Annotated in this window: 24 protein-coding genes; 17 read left to right on the top strand and 7 right to left on the bottom strand. The window is 29.2% G+C overall.

The annotated features are described in order from the left end of the window. Positions 1-68: 68 nt before the first annotated feature. Positions 69-1,205 (bottom strand): aldo/keto reductase, encoded by a 1,137-nt coding sequence (locus tag B5S50_RS02750; protein ID WP_217303021.1) that lies wholly within the window; start codon positions 1,203-1,205, stop codon positions 69-71. A 217-nt stretch (positions 1,206-1,422) separates the two neighbouring features. On the opposite strand from B5S50_RS02750, the gene B5S50_RS02745 reads away from it, so the two are divergent. From B5S50_RS02745 to B5S50_RS02735, 3 genes are all read left to right on the top strand, one after another. Then, positions 1,423-2,274 (top strand): S9 family peptidase, encoded by an 852-nt coding sequence (locus tag B5S50_RS02745; RefSeq protein WP_065076792.1) that lies wholly within the window; start codon positions 1,423-1,425, stop codon positions 2,272-2,274. A 263-nt stretch (positions 2,275-2,537) separates the two neighbouring features. Beyond that, positions 2,538-3,443 carry a M15 family metallopeptidase gene (locus B5S50_RS02740; RefSeq protein ID WP_065076791.1) on the top strand — a complete coding sequence of 302 codons (906 nt, stop codon included), beginning with the start codon at positions 2,538-2,540 and terminating at the stop codon, positions 3,441-3,443. 124 nt (positions 3,444-3,567) lie between these two features. Next, a complete protein-coding gene (locus B5S50_RS02735) occupies positions 3,568-4,665 on the top strand; it encodes an amidase domain-containing protein (RefSeq protein WP_154104923.1) in 1,098 nt (365 codons plus the stop codon). A 77-nt stretch (positions 4,666-4,742) separates the two neighbouring features. On the opposite strand, the gene B5S50_RS02730 is transcribed toward B5S50_RS02735, so the two are convergent. The 3 genes from B5S50_RS02730 to B5S50_RS02720 form a co-directional block, all read right to left on the bottom strand. Beyond that, positions 4,743-6,278: a M56 family metallopeptidase gene (locus B5S50_RS02730; RefSeq protein ID WP_217303020.1), complete on the bottom strand. Its 1,536-nt coding sequence runs from the start codon at positions 6,276-6,278 to the stop codon at positions 4,743-4,745. A gap of 11 nt (positions 6,279-6,289) precedes the next feature. Next, positions 6,290-6,664 carry a BlaI/MecI/CopY family transcriptional regulator gene (locus tag B5S50_RS02725; protein WP_065076788.1) on the bottom strand — a complete coding sequence of 125 codons (375 nt, stop codon included), beginning with the start codon at positions 6,662-6,664 and terminating at the stop codon, positions 6,290-6,292. Between the two features lie 180 nt (positions 6,665-6,844). Continuing rightward, complete coding sequence (locus B5S50_RS02720) at positions 6,845-7,516, bottom strand: FMN-dependent NADH-azoreductase (protein ID WP_065076787.1); 672 nt, start codon at positions 7,514-7,516, stop codon at positions 6,845-6,847. 181 nt (positions 7,517-7,697) lie between these two features. Here B5S50_RS02720 and B5S50_RS02715 point away from each other — a divergent pair, with 181 nt between their 5' ends. From B5S50_RS02715 to B5S50_RS02700, 4 genes are all read left to right on the top strand, one after another. Then, the gene (locus B5S50_RS02715) at positions 7,698-8,150 is read left to right on the top strand and encodes an MBL fold metallo-hydrolase (RefSeq protein ID WP_065076786.1); all 453 of its coding nucleotides are present in this window, start codon (positions 7,698-7,700) and stop codon (positions 8,148-8,150) included. Between the two features lie 184 nt (positions 8,151-8,334). Then, positions 8,335-8,703 carry a GntR family transcriptional regulator gene (locus B5S50_RS02710; RefSeq protein ID WP_065076785.1) on the top strand — a complete coding sequence of 123 codons (369 nt, stop codon included), beginning with the start codon at positions 8,335-8,337 and terminating at the stop codon, positions 8,701-8,703. Between the two features lie 2 nt (positions 8,704-8,705). After that, positions 8,706-9,401, top strand: a complete 696-nt coding sequence (locus B5S50_RS02705; RefSeq protein WP_065076784.1) for an ABC transporter ATP-binding protein — start codon at positions 8,706-8,708, stop codon at positions 9,399-9,401. Then, positions 9,401-10,186, top strand: coding sequence for a hypothetical protein (locus B5S50_RS02700; RefSeq protein WP_065076783.1), 786 nt, complete (start codon positions 9,401-9,403; stop codon positions 10,184-10,186). Before B5S50_RS02705 ends, B5S50_RS02700 begins: the two co-directional genes overlap by 1 nt. 280 nt (positions 10,187-10,466) lie before the next feature. On the opposite strand, the gene B5S50_RS02695 is transcribed toward B5S50_RS02700, so the two are convergent. Next, the gene (locus B5S50_RS02695) at positions 10,467-11,042 is read right to left on the bottom strand and encodes a transposase (protein ID WP_065079513.1); all 576 of its coding nucleotides are present in this window, start codon (positions 11,040-11,042) and stop codon (positions 10,467-10,469) included. Next, on the bottom strand, positions 11,005-11,544 hold the full coding sequence (locus B5S50_RS02690; protein ID WP_217301872.1) for a winged helix-turn-helix domain-containing protein: 540 nt from the start codon (positions 11,542-11,544) through the stop codon (positions 11,005-11,007). The genes B5S50_RS02695 and B5S50_RS02690 overlap by 38 nt, the downstream gene beginning before the upstream one ends. Positions 11,545-11,874: 330 nt before the next feature. On the opposite strand from B5S50_RS02690, the gene B5S50_RS02685 reads away from it, so the two are divergent. The 8 genes from B5S50_RS02685 to B5S50_RS02650 all read left to right on the top strand — a co-directional run bounded on the left by B5S50_RS02685 (position 11,875) and on the right by B5S50_RS02650 (position 19,152). Then, positions 11,875-12,558 carry a response regulator transcription factor gene (locus B5S50_RS02685; protein ID WP_013239158.1) on the top strand — a complete coding sequence of 228 codons (684 nt, stop codon included), beginning with the start codon at positions 11,875-11,877 and terminating at the stop codon, positions 12,556-12,558. Then, positions 12,555-14,078: a HAMP domain-containing sensor histidine kinase gene (locus B5S50_RS02680; protein WP_217303019.1), complete on the top strand. Its 1,524-nt coding sequence runs from the start codon at positions 12,555-12,557 to the stop codon at positions 14,076-14,078. The genes B5S50_RS02685 and B5S50_RS02680 overlap by 4 nt, the downstream gene beginning before the upstream one ends. A 346-nt stretch (positions 14,079-14,424) precedes the next feature. Further along, the gene (locus B5S50_RS02675; protein WP_254306681.1) at positions 14,425-16,359 is read left to right on the top strand and encodes an LTA synthase family protein; all 1,935 of its coding nucleotides are present in this window, start codon (positions 14,425-14,427) and stop codon (positions 16,357-16,359) included. Positions 16,360-16,586: 227 nt separating this feature from the next. Beyond that, positions 16,587-17,090 carry a transcriptional regulator MntR gene (gene mntR / locus B5S50_RS02670; protein WP_217303018.1) on the top strand — a complete coding sequence of 168 codons (504 nt, stop codon included), beginning with the start codon at positions 16,587-16,589 and terminating at the stop codon, positions 17,088-17,090. Positions 17,091-17,186: 96 nt separating this feature from the next. Further along, on the top strand, positions 17,187-17,456 hold the full coding sequence (locus B5S50_RS02665; RefSeq protein ID WP_217303017.1) for a hypothetical protein: 270 nt from the start codon (positions 17,187-17,189) through the stop codon (positions 17,454-17,456). 71 nt (positions 17,457-17,527) lie between these two features. Further along, positions 17,528-18,016 carry a MogA/MoaB family molybdenum cofactor biosynthesis protein gene (locus tag B5S50_RS02660; protein WP_217303016.1) on the top strand — a complete coding sequence of 163 codons (489 nt, stop codon included), beginning with the start codon at positions 17,528-17,530 and terminating at the stop codon, positions 18,014-18,016. A 24-nt stretch (positions 18,017-18,040) separates the two neighbouring features. Next, positions 18,041-18,517 (top strand): cyclic pyranopterin monophosphate synthase MoaC, encoded by a 477-nt coding sequence (moaC, locus tag B5S50_RS02655; RefSeq protein WP_217303015.1) that lies wholly within the window; start codon positions 18,041-18,043, stop codon positions 18,515-18,517. Between the two features lie 203 nt (positions 18,518-18,720). Next, positions 18,721-19,152, top strand: coding sequence for an MOSC domain-containing protein (locus B5S50_RS02650; protein WP_217303014.1), 432 nt, complete (start codon positions 18,721-18,723; stop codon positions 19,150-19,152). Positions 19,153-19,282: 130 nt separating this feature from the next. On the opposite strand, the gene B5S50_RS02645 is transcribed toward B5S50_RS02650, so the two are convergent. Then, complete coding sequence (locus B5S50_RS02645) at positions 19,283-20,311, bottom strand: AI-2E family transporter (RefSeq protein ID WP_217303013.1); 1,029 nt, start codon at positions 20,309-20,311, stop codon at positions 19,283-19,285. 363 nt (positions 20,312-20,674) lie between these two features. Between B5S50_RS02645 and B5S50_RS02640 the strand changes: the two genes are divergently transcribed. Together B5S50_RS02640 and B5S50_RS02635 are read left to right on the top strand one after the other, a co-directional pair. Then, positions 20,675-20,944: a hypothetical protein gene (locus B5S50_RS02640; RefSeq protein ID WP_217303012.1), complete on the top strand. Its 270-nt coding sequence runs from the start codon at positions 20,675-20,677 to the stop codon at positions 20,942-20,944. A 100-nt stretch (positions 20,945-21,044) separates the two neighbouring features. Then, positions 21,045-21,836, top strand: coding sequence for an ABC transporter substrate-binding protein (locus B5S50_RS02635; RefSeq protein WP_217303011.1), 792 nt, complete (start codon positions 21,045-21,047; stop codon positions 21,834-21,836). The last annotated feature ends 671 nt before the right edge of the window (positions 21,837-22,507 follow it).

Below are 22,507 nucleotides of genomic sequence, written 5' to 3'. Positions count from 1 at the left end.
GGCTATATATATGGATATTATAAGTTGATTCTTTGTTTAGAATTTATATAGGGCAATATTTGTCAGCATTATTTTTCTTCGAAGGTAGACTTAACTTGCCTTAAAAGTACCCTGATTGGAAGATGCTGCGGGCAATTATCCTCACATTTTCCGCAGGATATGCAGCAAGATGCTTTTGATTTTTTTGGCATATTATTATACTTATTAAATATAGACTCTTTACTTTTATACATAAAGTAATTATTATACATAGAAAAAATATTTGGAATATCCAAATCCACTTTGCAAGGGGAACAGTATCCACAGCGGGTGCATTTTATTTTCATAAGGGCATTGAATTTTTCTTTTGCCTGTTCTATTAAATCCATGTCTTCCTCAGAAATTGAATTAGGGAGAGATTTTGATGCTATAGATATATTTTCATTCACTTGTGCTAAAGAGTTCATTCCACTTAGTAATATTGACACTTCAGGATGATTTAGTACCCAGCTTAAAGCCCAGTCAACTGGACTTTTTTTTACTTTTGATTTATTGAATATGTTGTTTATATCTTCTGGAAGATTACCGGATAAAAGTCCACCTTTTAAAGGTTCCATCACAACTACAGATAAGCCTTTATCGGCTGCATATTCTAGTCCATCTATACCTGCCTGGTAATCCTCATCTAAATAATTAAATTGGATCTGGCAAAATTCCCAGGGAAATAAATTTATTATATGTTTGAAAGCCATTAAATTGTCATGGAAAGAAAAGCCTACATGATTAATTTTACCGTTTTCTAAGGCTTTATTTAAAAACTTAAAAACACCTAGGTTTTCCATTTTATCCATTCTGTCTTTGGTCATAGCATGGAGCAGGTAATAATCAATATAGTCTACATCAAGCCTTTTTAATTGTTCATTCAAATATTTATCAAAATCTTCATATTTTTCTACTAGCCATACAGGCATTTTAGTTGCAATTCTAACTTTTTTCCTGTAACCATCTTTAAGTACTTTACCTACTAAAACTTCACTATTTCCGCCGTGGTAAGGATATGCTGTATCTAGATAATTTACACCATTATCAATGGCATGCCTTATGATTTTTAGTGCTTCTTTTTCATTAATTTTTGAAAGATCGTTATTTATTATTGGAAGTCTCATGCATCCAAAACCTAAAGTAGATACTTTAAAACCATCTTTACAAAATTTCCTGTATTGCATAAAATATCCTCCTTAAAATATATTTATGGGTATAAATTTAACTTTCGACTATAAACTCTATAATAAGTATAGTACAGTGATAGTTCAGTTCTGTCAACGCAGTAAAATCATGCTATTATATGTTATAATGAATACTATGAACTAAGATATAGTGATATTTTTATACTTTAAAATTAGAATTATTATACAAAGATTTGTAAAAGATGGAGTGATTATTATGAGTTTAAAAACTGTATGTATAGATCCAATAAGAGAGGATTTGCAGGAATTTGATGAAGAGTACCCTACATTAGTAGAAGGGTCTATTTTTAACAGCAAAGGTTCTAAGCTTCTGGGTGTAATACATATTGCACAGGGAAGGGGACCACATCCTACTGTAATCTTATTCCATGGGTTTCCAGGATATGAGCAAAATTTTGATATTGCCCATGTTTTATTGAGAGCAGGATACAATGTGTTTGTATTTCATTATAGAGGAAGTTGGGGAAGTGAAGGATCTTATTCTATAGCTAATGTACTTGAGGATGCGGATTCTGCCATTAATTTTTTAAGATCACCGCATTATGCGAAAGAGTATAGAGTTGACGAAAAAAATATAATTTTGATAGGGCACAGTCTCGGAGGATTTGCTACCCTTATGACTGCAGCAAGACATCCTGAAATCAAATATGCAGCTTGTATAGCAGGATTTAATTTTGGACTTATGGGAGAAACGCTCTTAAAGGATAGTAATTTAAAAAAAGAAACTATTAAAACTTGGAAAGATTGGGTTTTGCCTCTTAATGGTATAACTGCAGAAAAAGTTGTACAAGAAGTTATAGAAAATAGAAAAGATTGGAATCTGATAAATATAGTAGAAAAATTAAAAGGACATTCTATACTTATAATTGGAGGAGCTAGAGATGACATCGCAACTATAGATGAACACTATAAACCACTTATAGGAGCTTTAAAAGAACAAAATGTTTGCTATAAAAGTGTAATTTTAAATACAGATCATGGATTTTGTGACAAAAGAATATCTCTCCAGAAAGAAGTGCTTAGCTGGTTTGAAAAAGAAAGAGTATAAACATTATAGAATTTTAAGTTAAAAAGTTAAAATAGGTTGACAAACTTCTTACAGTTACAAGTCTGTCAGCCTATTTTTTATAGCTTCTATACGAATGCATAATATAAATCTATGAACAACATAATATAAGTAGAGAACCCAAATCTTCGATTTGGTGTGAATCACTTACTCATTTGACTGATAAGGAGAAGGAGTTACACAAATTAGAACCCAAATCTTCGATTTGGAGTGAATCACTTACTTATTGACAAGGAGCCTATAGTATGAAAAAAAAGATAATTATAGTAGCACTATTATTGATTTGTGTATGTGTAAGCCCTGTGAAGGCATTGACAGATGACTATTATACCACAATGAAACAGGATATTTTGTGTCTTATGATGGCCTACCCGGAATATATTACAGATTTGGAAAAAGGTAATGATGGAAAGGTATATGTAGTTGCAAAGTCTGGTAAAAGAATTTTATATGATGATAAGGGTAGTAAAAGTTTTCAGCAAAAAATGTATGATACGGATCTACAGGACATGATGGAACAGTCCTATCCCATAGGTACCATAAATGGAGTAATGGAAAAAGATTTTGATCCTGGAAGAATTAGGACATATTCGCTTTTGAAGGAAGTTTATGGATGCGATAGAAAGGCTATAGAATCTAATCTTAAAATGGCTAATCTAGGATATAGAAGATTTCAGTTTAATGGAAATAACAATGCCTCTAAATCTCTTGAAAATGCAGTAAAAGAGTTGATGCCTATTTCTCAGAGAAATTCAAAGGTTTATAAGGCCTTGTTTCCTAGTAGTGGCACATTTAATTACAGGTGTATTTCGGGAACTAGTTTGCTAAGCCCCCATTCCTTTGGAATAGCCATTGATCTTGCTAGAGATAGAAGAGATTATTGGAAATGGGTGACTAAAGAAGAAGGAGATAAGAGAATACAGGAATACCCAAAAGAAATTGTAGATGCATTTGAAAAAAATGGCTTTGTATGGGGCGGAAAGTGGAGTCATTTTGACATTCTTCATTTTGAATACAGGCCAGAAATAATTTTAAAATCAAGATATTTTGGACAAAAAAATAGTAACAGTAAATTTTGGTATTCACAAGCACCCTACAATGATAAATTGGTAAATGGATATATTCAAAAGATAGATGAAAAATTAAAGTAGTAATAAATATGAAACCTTGGGTGAAATTCACAGAGTGATTATTATTTTAATTGGGAATAATAACTATGCAAAGTATATGATAATTCTACACAGTTAGTAAATTAATTATATGAGGAGTATGGTTATGAAAATTTCTCTAAAAAAAAGGTTTCTCCAAGTCATGGTGATCGCTTTGTTTATATTTCTAATATGCCCGTTTTGTAAGCCTAAAGGTGAAGAAATTAGCACAAAAGAAGAGGTTGCAAATTCTATACAAGATATATTCCAAAACAGGAATAAAGCTATATTAAATGGAGATTTAAAATTAATAGAAGGTAATTATGATAGAAGTACAAAATATGGAAAATGGGCTTATGAGCACGAAGAACAGAAGATGAAATATCTTAAAAATTGGGAAGAAAGGCAAGGAGTAAAGTTTACTGAAATTATGCCAGAGGTAATGATCAAGAGAATTAGAGGTAAGGATGATAAGTATTCTGTAAACTTAATATGTTCCACAAAATATAGTTATATATATGAAGATGATCCAGTAAAAGTTAACAGCTGCAAAATTGGGACGTCTCATGTTTTGAATATTTCAAAAAAAGGGGACAATTGGATAATAAGCAAGGAGTGGTATAAAGATCCTTTTGCTGATTCTCTAAATTTAGGAAATTTAAAAGTTGATGCTATAAATCAATATATAAAATCTCAACAAGCAAGAGATTTTTCTAATATGAACAATAGAAGAAAAGGAGCAGTGGAATATGCAGATAGGTACTGTGGGATAGCATCGGAGAAAGAGTATGGGTATAGCTACAATAGAAAGTATAGAAATTATAATTCCCAGGGAGGAGATTGCGCAAATTTTGCATCACAAATACTTCATGAAGGCGGTAAGTTTAGAAAAAATTCTGGTTGGAACTATGATGGTTCTGGAGCCACTAGATCCTGGCTAAATGCAGACGGATTTAAAAGTTATATGATATACAGTGGAAGAGCATCCCTAGTAGCCCATGGGAGTTATGAAAAGGTATATAAAGCTTCTTATAAACTTTTGCCTGGAGATTTTGTAGCCTATGAAAAGAAAGGAGACATAACTCATATTTCAGTAGTAACTGGAGCGGATTCTAAAGGATATTCTCTAGTAAGCTGCCACAATACAGATAGAAATAGAGTACCTTGGGACCTTGGATGGAGTGATAAAAATATAAAGTTTTGGCTAGTTCATGTGAATTATTAGAAAAGCTGCTGTATAGTGAATAAATATTTATTATACAGCAGCTTCTCTAACTAAGTAATATCATTTCATTGATGCTGTTAATTTAGTTCAAGTTTAATAGTACCTTTGGCTTTTATTGCTATACAATCAAGCTTAATATTTTTAGCATCTTCCTTTGAAATTGTTATAGTTTTGTTTGTTGGGTTTATCTTTTCAAATAATACTTTTTTATCATTGTAAATTTTTATAGATACATTTCCGCTTTTTATATTTGTATTTATTTTTATACTATAGCTAGTTTTATGAGAGGTTATTTTATACGATTCTATCCCATTAAAGAAATCAAAATCAGCTGCAAATATATTATTTTCAAAATTAGAACTCCAATATTTTTGATAGCCATTAAAATCCAATTCTTCAAATTGAAATTCATCTGTACTGTTAAAATTTAGTGAGTTATTGCTTGCAAAATTATTATTTTCACTAGAATTCATGTTGTACACAGAGCTGTGACCTTTGGCAGAATTTATTAAGTAATCCATAATGCTTTCATAGTAAGGTTTGGAATTGTAGTTATCACTATTTGGTTTTGTCTTAGAAATACCACTTGTTAACCCTACTGTTGTAAGAGCAGTGATAACTAAAATTCCACATATTATATTTTTTAAAGAATTTTTTTTATGTTTTGATATCATAGTAATTCTCCTTTTGATTTCGGAATTATTTACAGCCATAGGAGCTGAAGTAATTAGCGAAGGGGTGTCATTTTCTAATTGCAATATTTTTATAATTGTGTTTCCATAATTTATATTTCTATCTATGCCTAAATACCTAAGGGCATAAGCATCACAGGATGTTTCACAATCCTGTTTCATTTTATAAAAACCATATCGTATTATTGGATTGAACCAGTAAACAATATTTAAGATTATTATAATCCAGTTAATAAGTAAATCTTTTCTCTTTAAGTGACAGAGTTCATGTATTATAATATGTTTAAATTCATCTTCTGAAATATTTCCTATAATACTTTGTGAAATAAATATTGTAGGTTTAATTAATCCACATAAGCATGGGCTAATCGGTTTATATGGGTACATTAAAGATACACTTTTATTTATGTTCATTATATTTAGGCAGCTGTTCAATATGATATTAAGATTAGAAGACTTATCACTCATTGCATTTTTCTTTATAAATTGAATTTTCTTTATTTCATATAATGTATTAGCTATAAAAAACACCATTCCTAGTATCCATATATAAAACAGTACTGTTTTATAATTTATTTTCTTATTTAAACTCTCTACATTTTTACCATTATACGAATTATTAGGAGCAATCATATCTTGAGATTTATCTCTACTCATTGATTTAGATATATTATTTGCTTTTAAATAATTACTGGAGATAGTTTTTTCCTTCTCACTTACAGCATCAAATATGTTAAATATGCTTAAATTACTTTCAGGTCCATAGGGTATAATGAGTTTTATTATTAAAAGAAACCATATGAAATAATGGAATTCAGCTCTTAATTTTTTCTTTAACAGCATCTTTATTAAAAGTATTAGCATAACTAGTACGCTTCCGTTAAGTGATGCTATAAAGATAGTTTTTATTAAAGTTGACATATAAGCACCTCTTACTCATGCTTTTTATTTAAAATATCTTTCAGTTCTTTAATTTCACCTTCAGATAATTTTTTGTTCTCAACAAAATTTAATACCATTGAAATGACAGAGCCATTGAATATTTTATTTAAAAAAGAATTGCTTTCTGCATTTATATAATTTTCTTCCTGAACTACAGCATAATAGTAATATTCTTTACCTTCCTTGTTAAAGCCAATTACATTTTTCCTTAATAATCTATTTATTAATGTCTTTACGGTGTTAGGCTTCCACTTAGTTTTATCTGATAGTTGTTTTATAATTTTATTTGCAGTTATATTGGGATTTTCCCATATTATTTTCATAATAGTAAGTTCTGCATCTGAAATGCTTGGTATTTCCTTCATGGATATATACTCCTTCCATTTCTGTTTACACGTGTAATTTATAATTTAATATTACATCTGTAAACGGAAATAGTCAATGCATTTTTCATAACTATCAATTTTACACTGTTTAAAAACATGTATATGTGTTAAAGGGCTTATGTACTAATTAATTAGTGCAACAGCCCTTTAGAAATCTGTTTACATTCTATCCATTAAAGGAATATTTTCAGTAAATTTATTTACCACACTTTTTATATTGTTTTGGACATTTCCTATGGCTTTTGCTTTACCTACAGAAGAGTCTTCTGTGCCTTCTACCAGTATATAGTCAAACTTATTCACTCCTAAGAATTTAAATACATCTCTAAAATAGTCGATGGCATGATTAAACTTGGAATTAAATATTTTAGGATATACTGCTGCTGAAGATTGAATATAGACCATATTCCTCTTTTTATCATCTAAAAGACCTTTTATGTCTTCTTCAGAAATTTTAATTAATCTGTTATTTATTATAATACAATCTAAATAGGATTTAAGCCTTGCTGGGTAACTTACACTCCACATAGGAGCTGCAATAACATAAGTATCTGCACTTAAAAATTGATTGCATAGTTCATTTATCCTGTCTACTATTTTTTTATCTTCATCTGATAGGGTATTGTAATCATTTCCTGAAACTAATTCGGCCCTGCCTTTAAATATTCTATGATTTATTTCAGGAATATTTTCATTGTATAGATCCAGTTCTTCTACCATATAATCTGCATTTTTCGATAAAAATTCTTTTACAAAGCTTCTACCAACAGTTTTGCTGACAGACAAAGTTTCTGGTTTTGTATTTGCAGTTATATATAATAATTTTTTCAATTTATATACCTCCTAATTAAAAATATTTTAAGTGTTGTATATCTTCATTATATTTTTAACCTAATATCTTAATTTATGCTAGATCATAGAAGTGTATAAACTAATAAAATAGGGAAATGATATAAAAAGAATATATTTTACTATTTAAAAGAAAGATATACATGGAAGTGGGGAAAGATGTATGTTATTTAAATTAAGTAAAACTCAACAGATAACTGGTAATATATATGTGGTAAGATCACTCATTTCTAATTTTTTTATATATTCTGATTTCAGAACAACCATATGTTTTGATACAGGATTTATACCTTCCGTTGTAAATCGGGAATTAAAGAAAATAAATATTGAGCCTAAATCTGTATCCCACGTATTTTTAACTTACCCTAGTTTTTATCATGCAGGATGTATTAAATTGTTTAAAAATGCTGATATCTATTTTTCTGCTGAAACTTCTTTAAGAAAATCAGGAAAGGGTATGTTTTCTTGTAAAAGTGATGAAAATGAAAAATACAAAAAACTTAAAGATGGTGATGTAGTAGATGTAGATGGGATAAGAATAAAATCAATTGTATTTCCTAAACATAAATTAGGGTCTATATCATATATGGTTAATGATGATATTATCTTTATATAATACTGTGCTGGAAATTTACCTTTTAGAAATTAAATATTAAATAAAAAACATCCCTAGAGTATTTGTAACAATGCAAAAAATTTAGGGATTATTTTAGTTGTTTAAATATATATATTGACTTTACTACTCGTCTAGTGTATTATTATATCAGTACACTAGATGAACTACTTGTGGAGGTGATAAAATGGATGTTGAATTTGATTCCAATATACCAATATATATGCAGATAATAGACATTGTAAAGAGAAAAATAGTAAAAGAAGAATTGAAGCCAGGAGATAAACTGCTTTCTGTAAGAGAAATGTCCTCAAAACTAAAAGTAAATCCCAATACTATTCAAAGGGCTTATCAAGAATTAGAGAGAAATGATATTGCTTATAAGCAAAGAGGAACGGGTACTTTTATAAAGGAGGATATATCTATGGTAGAAAAATTAAAAGAAGAAATGGCTCAGAATATTATATATAGTTTTATAATAGGAATGAAGGAATTAGGCTTTTCTTCAGATGAGATAATAAAGATTGTAGAAGAAAAAGTACAGGGAGGTAAATAGATATGGAACCGCTGCTTAAAAGCACAGATTTAAAAAAAATTTATTTTAGAAAACAAGCTTTAGATGGGCTTAATTTAGAAATTCAAAAAGGGAAAATAACAGGACTATTAGGTCCTAATGGAAGTGGCAAAACTACTTTTTTAAAGATTGCAGCAGGAATATTAAGGCAGAGTTCAGGCGAAATACTTATAAATGGGAATAAGCCTGGCACAAAGACAAAAGCTGAAGTATCCTATTTGCCAGATAAGGATTATCTTTTTAAATGGATGAGGATACAAGATGCAGTTAATTTTTTTAAAGATATGTACGCAGATTTCGATGAAGATAAAGCTCAGGACATGTTAAAGTTTATGAATTTGGATCCAGATAGTAAAGTTAAGACTTTATCAAAGGGAATGAGCGAGAAATTATATTTAAGTCTAGTACTTTCAAGAAAGGCAAAGCTTTATATACTAGATGAACCTTTAGGGGGAGTGGATCCTACAACTAGAGAGAAAATATTAGATGCAATACTTGAAAATTATACGGAAAATAGTTCTGTGCTTATAACCACACATCTTGTTAGCGATATTGAGAGATTGTTTGACGATGTGGCTTTTATATCTGAAGGAAAAATAGTACTCTTTGGAAATGCAGAAGAACTTAGAAATGAGAGAAAAATGTCAATAGATGAAATATACAGGGAGGTGTTTAAGTAATGTTCAAATTGGTGAAATATGATCTTCAAGGGTATTTTAAAGATTTTTTGATTATGATATCCGCCATAGTAATTTTAAATGTAGCATTATTTACTAGAGTAAATGTTTGGAATTCAGGATCAATATTAGCTTTAAATATGGCTATAGGATTTGCAGCAGAAATTATAGTTGTCATATGGAATATAAAATTATTTAGCCGTGATATACATGAAGATACTTCCATTTTACTTTTTACCCTTCCTAAGAGTGGAAAAAATATATTAATGAATAAAATCGTAACAGCTCTTATACAAATGGCTATAGTACAATTTGTTATATTTATTTTTACAGCTATGTGGATTCAAATATTTAAAGTTGTTCAAGGTGGGGTAATTGATATAAAAATAAGTTTTTTACAATTTATAAAAAGTGTGAGTCCTAAATTTGCATTATTTACTTTTTTGGCCATTTTAGTTATATACGTTACTTTTTTGCTTACAGTATATATTTCTATAACTTTAAGTAAAGTGGCAATAAAGAATAGAAAATTTGGTAAGCTTGGATCTTTCATCATATTTGTAATTTTATGTATAGTACAGGGAAAGATAGCTGAAATTTTTTCTGAGGCGTTTCCTCAGACATTTAAACTAAAAGTATTGAATTTAGATATACCTTCTGTTAATCCAAATAACATAGTAGCTAATGGAATTGACATTAATATAGTCTCAATTTTTGTATCTGTAGCAGTACTTATAGGATTATTCTATGCTACAGCATATCTTATAGAAAATAAATTGGATTTATAGAGTTTGCAGCTTGAAAGTTAACATATACAAATCATGTAATGACAATTGAAAGCACTATAAAAACTTTTGACAAGTCTAAAGCTCGGTATTTTGAAAATCTAAGAATCTTAGCTAAACTCGTGCCTCAAACAATATCTAAGCTCCTAAGATTTTCTAAAATACCTCGTTAAGACTTATGGAAAAGTTTTTAAAAGTGTTTTCAATTTTGTCATTACATTTTATGTATAAGTTTAAATTTCAATTAGAAACTTTATATAGGGTTTCTAAGTGATAATTTAACTTATACTAGGAAACTTCTAGCATAAGCTAATGAATGAATCTTAGCAAAATTAGAATTAAGTTCGTCAAAAAGAATTTTAATATCTGATACTAATTCCCATATACAACTTCTAGCAGATGGTTTAAACAACTTTGCTTTTAGGTTTCTCCACATATTTTCTTGAGGGTTCATATATGGGGAATACCTTGGTAGAAGTACTACCTTCAATTTATCTTTGTTATCATAGTAAAAGCTTTGCATTAGCTTACTTGTATGGGTTTTAGCATTATCCATAAATATTACAATTTTTTTATTAGGATTAAGTTCCATCAGATATTCTATATGCGACTTAATTTTTTCAGATGTTATAGATTCTTGGGAAGAATAAACATCATTGACAGTATGAAAATTATTTAAAATTGAAGTAGACCCTACAATATTTACCCCTTTATGCGAAGCATTCTTCTCTAGTATAGGGGGATTACCTACAGGGCTCCAAGATGAATAGTTGTCCGACTCTATGCTGATACCAGTCTCATCTAATGCATATACAATAGTATCAGATGAAGACTCTAAAGTATCTAGCAGTTTTGGCATTTTTTTTAAAAGCTTCTTGTTCATCTTTATCAGCTTTTGTAGGTTTAGGTTGAGATCTTTTATAAGATATATTATGAGATATTAAAATGGATCTGATAGTTTCATTACAAACTTTTACTCCATATGTTTTTTCAACATATAGAGCTAAAAGCGCTAAAGTCCAAGTATGACATGTAAAATCAAAATCTATAGGGGATTTTTTTAGAACTACGTCTATAAGATCATCAACTATTTCTGGTTCTAATTTAGCTTCACTACCGCCACGATGATCTTTTATAGCTTTGATGCCAACTTCGTTCCAATTTTTAATATGTTTAACTATAGATACTTTACTTAGACCTGTTTCTATCATAATATCTCTATTTGAGCATCCTCGATATCTCATAGTAACCACAGCTAATACTAATCTAGTAAATTTAGAATTCGTAGTGTTTTTTAGCTCAATTAAATCTTCAATTTTATAATCATACAGTGATTCTATTTCAAATGATTTTCTTCCCATAATTAAAACTCCTTTCTCCGTACATTTAGTATTTGGAGAAGAATTTTAATTATTCTGTATAAGTTAATATTTTAGTTAGAAACCCTATATCTATGGGTTTTGAAGCTTAGATTATCCATAAAATTGTTTTAGTATCTTTAAATATATTGTTGTGTAAATTTGTATATAGAATTATATTATAATTATGTATGTAAGTTTTTGAGTTGAAAGTTGATAGTGGACAATTGACAGTGAAGGATGATTTTTAGCTATCGCAAAAAATCCACATTAACTATTAATTCTTCATTCTTAACTATTAACTAAAAAATAATATATTTAGGAGATATTTAAATGAACAAGACTATTTTAATGGTAGATGATGAAGAAAGAATGAGGTTTCTCATAGAAGCCTATTTGAAAAGTGAAGGATTGAATATGATTCCAGCAGGAAATGGTCAGGAAGCACTAGAAAAATTTAATGAAAATCATGTGGATTTAGTAGTGCTGGATATAATGATGCCTGTAATGGATGGATGGACGGCATGTAAAGAACTTAGAAAGATTTCCAACGTGCCTATAATTATGCTTACAGCTAGAGCTGAGGATGAGGAACAGCTTTTAGGATTTCAACTTGGGACAGATAGTTATGTAACTAAGCCAGTGAGTCCAAAAGTATTGGTAGCAAAAATAAAGGCACTTTTGAAAAGAACTTATTCTGAGGAAGAAAATCAGAATAAGCAGAATAGTTATGATGGACTCTACATAAATAGGGAAGGTCATGAGGTTAAAGTAGATGATGAAAATGTATATCTTTCTCCAAAAGAATTTGAATTACTTTGTTATTTAATAAAAAATAAGGATATAGTTTTAAGTAGAGAAAAAATTTTAGATGCAATTTGGGGAATAGACTACTATGGAGATCTTAGAACAGTAGATACCCATGTGAAAAGGCTGAGAGAAAAATTAGGAGTTAAATCTTATTTAATAGCAACTGTTAGAGGGGTGGGTTATAAATTTGAGGTAAAAAAGCAATGAAAATAAGTCATATCATAAGTGAAAGCAAACTTGTTACCAGAATAAGAAAAAATATAACATGGAAATTGTTTATAATAACAGCTCTGGTGTTTATAATCTTTATAAGCAGTACATTAACATTCCAAATGCTATTTTTTGGTAGGTTTTACATAAACAAAAAAGAAAGTAACATGCTAAATCAGGTTGAAAAGTTTAGAACGCTTTATAATAAGACAAATGATGAAGATGAGTTAACTAATTTAATTAGAAGATTTGAACAGGATAATAATGCTAAAATAGTTATAATGGATAGAAGTGGAAAAATAAAATTTATAACAAAACCAGATAGCCAAAGTTATGATGCAGTTAGAATAAAAGCTATAAATGATATTATAGTAAATTGGACTATGAATTCTGATTTATTAGAGCAAGTAAAAAGAGATAACAGGTCTGTAACTGTAATTACCGAAAAAAAAATTAATGGCACGAAAAATATATTAACAGTTGTACCTAACAAAAAAAATATGGAAATAATATTTTCAATTACATCCTTGCAGCCTGTAAATGAAGCATCTTTAGTAATAAAGGAATTTTACTTTTATTTTTATATAGGTGCCATAGTTTTAATTTTGATATTATGTTTAATGTATACTAATATGGTTTCAAAGCCGTTAGTAAAGTTAAATGACACTGCAAAGAAAATGGCAGCACTTGATTTCTCTGAAAAGTGCAATATTAAAAATGAAGATGAAATAGGAAATTTGGCAAGTACTTTAAACTTTTTATCATACAATTTAGATAAAGCCCTAACTTCAGTTAATGCAGCCAATGAGAAACTGGAAAAGGATATAGAAAAAGAAAGAAATATAGATAAGGCTAGGAAAGAATTTATAGCTGCAGTTTCCCATGAACTTAAAACTCCAATAAATCTAATAGGAGGATATGCAGAAGGGCTAAAAGATGGAATATTTAAAGAAAATGAGAGAGAACAGTACATTGATGTTATAATAGATGAGAGTAATAACATGGCAAATTTAGTATCAGATATGTTAAATTTATCACACCTTGAATCTGGAACCATGAAACTTTCTAAAGAGGAGTTTTTTATAGATGATCTTATAGAATCTGTAATAAAGAGATTTTATAAAGTTATAAAGGATAAGGGTATAACTATAAATTGCAAGATTATAACAAAAACTAAAGTTTGTGCAGATTGGGATAAAATGGAGCAAGTAATAACCAATTTTACAACTAATGCTATAAAAAATACTTATGAAGGAGGAATTATAACTTTTGCTATTGAAAAGGAGTCTAATAAAACTATTGTGTCTGTAGAAAACACAGGGAAGAGTATACCAGAAGAGGAATTAGGGAAAATTTGGGATAATTTCTATAAGCTAGATAAATCAAGAAATAGAAAGTTAGGTGGTACGGGTATAGGCCTTGCTATAGTGAAGAATATATTGATACTTCATGGATATAAATATGGTGTTAAAAACACAGACAATGGTGTAAAATTTTATTTTGTTGTATATCAATGAATCTTACTTAGTGGGAAAAGCAGATATCCCAAATCTTTGATTTGGTGATAGTCGCTTTCGCTGTGTGCAAGCAGATATCCCAAATCTTTGATTTGGCAATAGTCGCTTTCTCTTTAGAGTTTTGCTTCTCCCACTAAGTTTAGATGAATTATCTAGGGGCGTAGCTACTGTTATCTTCCACTTTGATAGAAGTGGGAGTGTTACAGTAGGGAGCCATCAGATAAAGTTTAAGGATGTTAACAATTCATTAATAAATTCTTAACATCCTTGCCATGCAAGTGTCACTTATATATTGTAAAATTCTCTTTATAAATTAAAAAATATTCGATTATAAAAAGGAGAAGAAATGAAGATTACGGATATAAAAGATAGTAAATTATTTAACTTTGCAGCGGATATAAGAGATAGCAGATTATTTAATCTTGCAATTAGTTTACTATTCGATAATACAGATATAATTTTATTTTTTATTATAATTTTTTGGAAGTTACTGTCTTATGAAAAAGATATATCATCTAGCTTTGTACCAATGTCTGTAAGACTTGCAATAGCTGCATCTATATTGATATTGATAAGTTTTTCACTGATTCTTAAAAGGAAGAGCAGAATAAGTTTTTTATATACAGTAGATATAATACTAAGTTTAATACTTATAGCAGATTTGATGTACTATAGATATTTTAAGGACATTACTACAGTAGCAGCTATAAAAAATGCTAAGCTGTTAAAAGGTGTATCTGCAAGTGTAACTAGTGTAGCTAGTGTTAAAGATTTGTGGTATCTGGTAGATATACTCATTTTATTCCCTTTAAAGAGGAAGTGTAAAAAAGCAGAGTTTGGTATAGTGCCTATGAGAAGAAGACTGGTGAGCTTTATAGTAATTTTGGCAGTAGGAGTAGGTATCAATGCAAAAACATTTTATAGGGTATCTAAAGAACAACCTACGCTTTTAACTGCCATGAGCAATAGAATATACTTAACTATAATGATAGGAAATGTAAATTTCCATATAGTAGATTCATATAACTATATAAGTAATAGCCTTAAAAATTCAAAAAAATTACCTACGGATGAAGAAAATAAGATAAATACTTTTTTACAAAACAATAATAACACCACAGGAGAAACTAATTTCAAAGGCCAGGCTGAAGGAAAAAATTTAATAGTAATTCAGGTAGAAGCACTTCAGGGATTTGTTATAAATCAAAAAATAAATGGACAGGAAATAACACCAAATTTAAATAGATGGGTAAATAAGTGTATGTATTTTGATAACTACTATTATCAAGTTGCAGGGGGGAACACCTCTGATGCGGAGCTTATGTCAAATAATTCACTGTACCCTGCACAGTCAGGAGCAGCTTACTATACTTATAGTGGAAATAAATATGACTCTATAGCAAGTGAACTGAAAGATAAAAATTATTATACTGCAGCTCTTCATGGTAATACTGAAGGATTCTGGAATAGAAATGTGATGTATAAAGCTCAGAGCTTTGATGACTTCTATGGAGAACACAGTTTTAATGCAAGTGAACAGATAGGACTTGGAATTAGTGATAAGTCGTTTTTAAATCAATCCCTTGAAAAGATGAAGACTTTTAAACAGCCGTATTATTCTTTCTTAGTGACACTTACAAGTCATTATCCTTATGAGGCCGTGGACAAGTATGGAAGTTTTGACGTAGGTCAATATAAAGGCACTCTTCTTGGAAACTACTTACAAGCAATACATTATACAGATGCACAGCTTGGAGAGTTTTTAGATGAGATGGAAAAAGAAGGAATGATGAAAAATTCTATTGTGGCATTGTATGGAGATCACTTTGCTATACCAAAGGATAATGAAAGTCAGCTTTTTAGTTTTGAGAATGAAAGCAAGAATGATGATTATACTTGGTTTAAATACCAAAAAGTACCTCTTTTAATTCATTTTCCAGAAGACAAGTATGCAGGAGTTAATCATAAGTACACCAGTCAGATGGATTTATACCCTACTCTAGCAAACTTATATAATTTGCCTAAAAACTATATGTTTGGCAAAGATATGTTAAATGAGGACAGTGGAAAAGTTATTTTTAGAAATGGTTCCTTTATAGATGGAAAAAATTTATATGTATCTTGGACAAATACTTACTATGACCTGGCAACAGGAAATAAAATTTCAGAAACGGATGCACTTAAAAAGGAAAAAGAAGAGTATACTAAGGAATTAGAATACTGTGATGAGCTTCAAAATCATAATTTAATAAAAACCTTTGATCAGCAAAAAACAAATTAGTTAAATTTATTTAGTATATGAAACGAACTTTAAGCATAGTATTTATAGATATATAATTTAAAGCGAAAAATGATATATGATAATTAAAAGTATATTACAGTTTATTTTTACTATATTTATATTTATTATACCTATAAGTTTAGTAGTTTTGGTATATGTTGACTTGAAGGAATTAGTTTATAAAATAAAAAACATTCGAAGGAAATAGTAATTTGTAGGAGGATAATATGGCACATGGAGACTTTTTCACCTTTAGCGAGTACATGAAAAAGGAATATGATGTTTTAACTCCATCTATGGAAGATTACCTTGAGATGACATATAGATTATCTTGTGGGGAAGGGTTTACAAGGATTCATGAATTGGCAAAGGCTTTAAATGTGCAGCCTCCTTCAGCTACAAAAATGGTACAAAAATTAGCTGAATTGAAATTTATAAATTATGAAAAGTACGGAATGATAATTCTTACAAAAGAAGGAGAAAAAATGGGACAGTACCTCTTAAAAAGACATAATACTGTTGAAAAGTTTTTAAAGGTACTTGGAATACATGAAAATGTATTAGAACAAACGGAAAAATTAGAACACACTATAAGCGATGATACGGTTCAGTACTTGGAGGATTTTATAGATTTTGTAGAGTTTAGATCGGATGTTATAGAGGATTTTAAAACTTTTAGAAAAAATAAAATTGGTAAAAAAAGTAAAAAAATTAAAGAAAAGCATAGTTGAAAAGTAAAAAATAATTTATTCAAATTATTTTTTACTATTTTAAATTATATGTTATAATTGAGTTATACTAATAAATGAAGGAAGAGAGGAAATAATATGGATTTTGTAAATAAAAGTTTTCCGGTAATTTGGAAAGTATTGTTGGTATTAGTGGTAGCTTTTATTTTAGTAAGAATAGTCCCTTTTATTGTAGTAGCTGGAACTGCATTATTTGCATTTGTAAAAATAAAAAAATATTTTAAAAGTAAGAAAAATACCTCATCTAAAACGGAAAATATGAATAATATGGTTGACGATAAAGAGGACCCATTTAATTTCTCTAATAAAAAGGTTATAGATGTAGAATATGATGAAGTTAAAAAGTAAAATATATTAAAAACTGCACTAGGCAGTTTTTAAATGAAAGGAGTTGAAAACCTTTTAATAAAGGTTAGCATATGATAAATACGGCGATAATTACAATGAGTGACAAGGGATCCCAGGGTAAGCGAGAAGATAAAACGGGGCCTGCTATAGAAAATATGTTAGATAAGTCCCAATATAAGGTTGAATATTATAAAGTTATACCAGATGAAATAGAAGAGATAGAAAAACAATTGTGTTATATTTGTGATGACTTGAAATTAAATTTAATTCTTACTAATGGAGGAACTGGTTTTTCTGTGAGAGATGTAACACCAGAGGCAACTTTAGAAGTTATAGATAAAAATGTGCCAGGAATTGCTGAGGCAATGAGAATGAAATCATTAAGTGTAACTCCAAAGGCAATGTTGTCTAGGGCAGTTAGTGGAATAAGAAAGAAAACTTTAATTGTAAATCTTCCAGGGAGTCCAAAGGGTGCTGTAGAAAACCTTCAGTTTATACTACCTGCACTTCCACATGGGATTGACATACTCATGGGTTGGGATTCTGAATGTGCTAGATAACTTTAAACAAAGGAGGACATATTTATGGAACTTACTCATATAAATGATCAGGGTAGAGCTAAAATGGTAGATGTAAGTGAAAAAGGTAATACTGAAAGAAAAGCAGTGGCTGCAGCTTCCATATACATGAAAAGGGAAACTCTAGATATCATTGCGCAGGGAAAGGCAAAAAAGGGAGATGTGCTTTCTGTAGCCCAGGTAGCAGGAATAATGGCTGCAAAAAATACTTCAAGTTTAATTCCCATGTGCCATCCATTAAATATATCTGGATGTGATATAAAGTTTGTATTGGATTTTGAAAAAAATAAAATTGACATTGAAGCTTCTACGAAAATTGTGGGAAAGACAGGAGTGGAGATGGAGGCATTAACGGCAGTTAGTACAGCAGCTCTCACTATATACGATATGTGCAAGGCTGTTGACAGGGGAATGGTAATATCCGATATTATGCTTCTTCAAAAAAGTGGAGGAAAATCCGGTGTATTTAAGAGGGAATTTTAATTGTTTTTATCTGATGGCTACCTACTGTAACACTCCCACTTCTATCAAAGTGAGAGATAACAGTAGCTACGCCCCTAGATAATTCATCTAAACTTAGTGGGAGAAACAAAACTCTAAAGAGAAAGCGACTATCACCAAATCATAGATTTGGGATATCTGCTTTTCCCACTAAGTAAGATTCATTGATAGTTAGGAGGAAAACTATGGCTAAGGTTATTTCAGTAAACATAAGTGAAAAAAAAGGTGAAATAAAAAAACCTATAGGTAGGGGGTTCTTTAAGAAAGATAATGGCCTTGAGAATGATGCTCATGCAGGAAAATGGCATAGGCAAGTTAGTTTGCTTGCACAAGAAAGTATAGATAAAATGACAGCACAGGGAGTGGAGAATTTATCTAGCGGTAAATTTGCAGAAAATCTTACTACAGAAGGTATTGTGCTTTATGAACTTCCTGTAGGTACCAGACTTAAAATAGGTGAAGTACTTATGGAAGTAACACAGATAGGTAAGGAATGTCATAAAGGATGTGCTATACGACAGCAGGTAGGAGACTGTATTATGCCAAGGGAAGGTATATTTACAAGAGTTATTGAAGAAGGATGGATATCCGATGGAGATAGCATAACTTTAGTTTAAATAGATACAATTAATAGTTAATAATTAAAAATTAAGAGTTATAGATGATTACGATTTGATTCAATAAGTTTTTAGCTTAAAAATCAACTTATACGGAGTATAAGTTGATTTTTTGCTTCAAACTATTTTATTAATCACGAATTTTTACATCTAAAAGATCAAGTATGAACATAAAAAGCGGAATACCTATGAGAAATCCCCAGGCACCCATTATACGTTCCGAAACTATAAGTACTATAAACGTAAAGAATATAGGAAGTTTTACTTTTGAAGACATTAATTTCGGATTTAAAACATAACTTTCAATAACATGAATTATAGCAACCATAATTAGTACGTATATAACTTTTGTAATTCCACCTATACTGAAGGCAACTATGGAAAGTGGGATAAGTGATATTATAACTCCTGCTACAGGAATTAAGCTGAGTATGAATATCATAAATCCAATAGTAACTAGTTGTGGAAAGTTCATAATGGAAAGCATTATAACAGATATAATAGTGTTAAAGAATGCTATAATAATCTGAGCTTGCATTACTTTTCCAAAAGAATTTAAAAAGTTTTTACCAAAAAAGCACAAGTAATTATATAACCCTGATACTTTGCTGTCTTTGAATTTTTTCAAGAATTCAATAATATTATGTTTCCCAAGTATGAAAAATAAACTTAACATTATAGAAATAAATATGTTTACACTCCATTTTCCTACGTTTGTTGCCAGTTGAAGGGATATATTGAAAGCAGATCTCAAGTAACTTTTTATATCTATTTGCCCTAGCATACTTACTAAATATTTTTGAAATATGTCTAAATGTGAATTAGTACTAGTAGGATGTATTTGAAATTGTGCAGCATGATTTATCATATATTTTGTTTGATTTATTAGCTGGGGTATATAATTTACAACTAACAATGTAATAAGTAAAAACAGCAGCGAATATAAAATAATTGTTGTAATTTTTTCTTTTGTCACAGTAACGTTTTTAATGTATTTCAACAGAAAATTCTGAAGACTATTCATTATATAGGAAAATAAAAAAGTTAACAGGAACAAATCAATTATAGATTTGGACCAATAAACCACTAGTATTATACAAGTGAAAAAAAGTACTCGTTTTGTGGATTCTTTTGAAAAAAATTCTTTGATAAAAGACATCTAATCTCTCCTTAAATTTATTGTCATTATATTATATATTATAAAAAGTATTTTACCCAAAATTCAAGTAGTATTTGATATAAAAATAAGTAATTTTGATAATAATTTTTAATTTTATATTAATATAGCGAGTCTAGTCTTTAAATTAACTCACACAAGGAAATATTTTGACAAATTTTATTATTGTAAAAATTTTTTAATGAGTCTAAGGTTTGTATTCTAGGCATTAAATTTGAAATATAAAATATAATTATAGTAGATAATATTTGACATGCAAACATATGTTCGGTATAATGATTTTAAGACAACATAATGATTGCAACTTTTAGTATAAATTAATAAATATCAATCTTAGGAGGTAAAATGAGTAATTATAATATATTTGTAAGTATAAATTATAAGGGAGATAAATCTGAAGAATTGTATAAGAAAGCTAAAGTAAATAATTTCAATATAAATTCAAATAAATATCTAATAGGTGGTGGCATTTACAACAGTAAAAGGGGTGGAAAGATTGTATTTACTGCAAAAACTTTAGAAGAGATAAATCAAATAACTAAAAAGAAACCTTTGCTAAAAAATAATATACCTATGAAATACAGTATAGCATTTATTCCTAAGAAAATATATTAAATAGTGAAATGCATATTTTTTATTTCCCATTTTTTAATATTACTATTGCATAATTATAATATTAACTGTATAATTATAAAAAAATGAGGGGGCAAAAAATATGAAAAAAATAGGTATGATAATGTTAAGTGCAATTATGGTGTTTACACTTTTTACAGGATGTGGTACTAATGCAGGAGAACAGGATACTTCTCTTAATAGAGTTAAGGATGCAGGTAAGTTAACTATAGGATTAGATGATTCCTATCCACCTATGGAATTTAGAGATAACAAGAACAAATTGTCTGGGTTTGATATAGATTTAGGCAATGCACTTGCTCAAAAATTAGGGGTAAAGTTAAATATAGTAGTCACAGATTTTAATGGTATAGTTCTAGCACTGCAGTCAGGGAAATTTGATGTTATACTAGCTTCCATGAGTATAACTGACGAGAGAAAAAAGAAAATAGATTTCGTAGGACCTTACATTGACGGTGGACAAATAATAATAACTAAAGCTGGAAATAGTTCTATAAAAACTAAAAATGATTTAAAAGGTAAGATAGTAGGTGTACAACTTGGAGCCACAGGGGAACAGGCTGCTGCAAAAGTAAGTGGAATAAAAGAAATTAAAAAATATGACAAGATAACAGAAGCTTTCCACGAGGTTAACATAGGTAGAATTGATGCAGTAGTATGTGATGCTCAAGTTGGACAATATTATATTTCAAAAGATAAAAGTAATTATGTTATTTTGAAGGATAGACTTACAAAGGAACCTATAGGAATAGGTATAAAAAAGAAGGATAAAAAATTAGAAGAAGCTTTAAATAAAGCACTAGATGATCTTAAGAAGGATGGAACTATGTCTAAACTATCTACTAAATGGTTTGGCTATGATATATACAAATAATATTGACAGCAGGTTCTCTATGTAAAATATAGGGAACCTGTTAAATTTTTATTGCTTATTTATTTCAAATATAAATTCATCTTTATGCATTAATTCAAGTATATGAAAGGATAAGTATATATGATGTATAATATTGGGATCACTAAGATTTATTTTCATATTACACAAGATTCCTGACAAGGTTCAAGCAGCTATGGATGTTATGGAAAAGGAAAATGAGAAAGCGTTAATGTAAAGGCTATGGTTGAAGCTGCCCTTGACAATTAGTACATCTGAATTGAACAAATATTTTCATGAAAATTACATTAAATATAGCATCATTGTAGTAAATCTGCAATGGTGCTGTATTTTTTAGTTAATAGTTAAGAATGAAAAATTAATAGTTAATGTGGATTTTTTTTGTTACACTACAAAAAATCTTTAATTAAATTTTTGAAGGCTTGTTTTGCTAAAGCAAACATTACTAAGCGCTTACTTATATAAATTTAAAAATTTTTTACGACAGCTAAAAATCATCCTTCATTATTAATTTTTAACTTGCGAAAGTTGAGTTAATAAATAAGATAAGTTATTATCAATAGAGATATATATCACTATTGATAATAACTGTGCAAGTGATATAATTATTGTGATAAACAGAGTTCTTGGCATCAGATGAAGTTTTAACTTCA

This window comes from Clostridium sp. 001, assembly GCF_019056555.1.
GTDB lineage: Bacteria > Bacillota > Clostridia > Clostridiales > Clostridiaceae > Clostridium_B > Clostridium_B ragsdalei.
Note: the sequence above shows the minus strand (reverse complement) of the source record. Positions and strands in the feature narration are given on the sequence as shown.